The organism is Massilia pinisoli, from assembly GCF_024753285.1.
Lineage (GTDB): Bacteria > Pseudomonadota > Gammaproteobacteria > Burkholderiales > Burkholderiaceae_D > Telluria > Telluria pinisoli.
The window spans coordinates 1-1,953 of the sequence record NZ_JANUGW010000049.1; the positions used below are offsets into that span (position 1 = coordinate 1).

The following is a 1,953-nucleotide window of genomic DNA, read 5'->3' on the forward strand; positions in this document are numbered from 1 at the left end:
CATATGGTAGGAGAGCGTTCCGTAAGCCTGAGAAGGTGTCTTGTAAAGGATGCTGGAGGTATCGGAAGTGCGAATGCTGACATGAGTAGCGATAAAGAGGGTGAAAAGCCCTCTCGCCGAAAGCCCAAGGTTTCCTGTTCAACGTTCATCGGAGCAGGGTGAGTCGGCCCCTAAGGCGAGGCAGAGATGCGTAGCTGATGGGAAGCAGGTTAATATTCCTGCACCGTCGTATGATGCGATGGGGGGACGGATCGCGGAAGGTTGTCCAACTGTTGGAATAGTTGGTTTTTGACTCATAGAAGGCGCTTAGGCAAATCCGGGCGCATAATTCAAGGGGTCGAGACGGGTGCCCATGTGGCACGAAGCAATCGGAAGTGGTTCCAAGAAAAGCCTCTAAGCTTCAGTCATACGAGACCGTACCGCAAACCGACACAGGTGGGCGAGATGAGTATTCTAAGGCGCTTGAGAGAACTCGGGAGAAGGAACTCGGCAAATTGGTACCGTAACTTCGGGATAAGGTACGCCCCGGTAGCTTGACTGCTTTACTGCAGAAGGGTGAAAGGGTTGCAATAAACTGGTGGCTGCGACTGTTTAATAAAAACACAGCACTCTGCAAACACGAAAGTGGACGTATAGGGTGTGACGCCTGCCCGGTGCTGGAAGATTAAATGATGGGGTGCAAGCTCTTGATTGAAGTCCCAGTAAACGGCGGCCGTAACTATAACGGTCCTAAGGTAGCGAAATTCCTTGTCGGGTAAGTTCCGACCTGCACGAATGGCGTAACGATGGCCACACTGTCTCCTCCCGAGACTCAGCGAAGTTGAAATGTTTGTGATGATGCAATCTACCCGCGGCTAGACGGAAAGACCCCATGAACCTTTACTGTAGCTTTGCATTGGACTTTGAACCAATCTGTGTAGGATAGGTGGGAGGCTTTGAAGCGGGGACGCCAGTTCTCGTGGAGCCAACCTTGAAATACCACCCTGGTTCGTTTGAGGTTCTAACCTTGGCCCGTGATCCGGGTCGGGGACAGTGCATGGTAGGCAGTTTGACTGGGGCGGTCTCCTCCTAAAGTGTAACGGAGGAGTTCGAAGGTACGCTAGGTACGGTCGGACATCGTGCTAATAGTGCAATGGCATAAGCGTGCTTAACTGCGAGACCGACAAGTCGAGCAGGTACGAAAGTAGGACATAGTGATCCGGTGGTTCTGTATGGAAGGGCCATCGCTCAACGGATAAAAGGTACTCTGGGGATAACAGGCTGATTCCTCCCAAGAGTTCATATCGACGGGGGAGTTTGGCACCTCGATGTCGGCTCATCACATCCTGGGGCTGTAGCCGGTCCCAAGGGTATGGCTGTTCGCCATTTAAAGTGGTACGTGAGCTGGGTTTAAAACGTCGTGAGACAGTTTGGTCCCTATCTGCCGTGGGCGTTGGAAATTTGAAGGGGGCTGCTCCTAGTACGAGAGGACCGGAGTGGACGAACCTCTGGTGTACCGGTTGTCACGCCAGTGGCATTGCCGGGTAGCTAAGTTCGGAAGAGATAACCGCTGAAAGCATCTAAGCGGGAAACTCGCCTTGAGATGAGATTTCCCGGAGCCTTGAGCTCCTTGAAGGGTCGTTCGAGACCAGGACGTTGATAGGTCGGGTGTGGAAGTGCAGTAATGCATTAAGCTAACCGATACTAATTGCCCGTACGGCTTGTCCCTATAACCTTGGCAGTCATTGCCAATACAAGGGTTCAGCTGTTTGTTGACACAACAGATTAAGAAACCACTTCTTCCAGATTCAGAGTGACGCCTGCACCAGCAAGCGGCACTCGTACAAGTTATGCCTGATGACCATAGCAAGTCGGTACCACCCCTTCCCATCCCGAACAGGACCGTGAAACGACTTTGCGCCGATGATAGTGCTGCAACCAGTGTGAAAGTAGGTTATCGTCAGGCTAGTTATT

2 rRNA genes are annotated in these 1,953 nt (G+C 52.1%); both read left to right on the plus strand.

Features of this window, described 5'->3' with window-relative positions:
* Positions 1-1,708: ribosomal RNA gene (locus NX784_RS28670) — 23S ribosomal RNA — on the plus strand; the annotation flags it as partial.
* A 124-nt stretch (positions 1,709-1,832) separates the two neighbouring features.
* Positions 1,833-1,945 (plus strand): 5S ribosomal RNA (gene rrf / locus NX784_RS28675).
* Positions 1,946-1,953 lie beyond the last annotated feature (8 nt).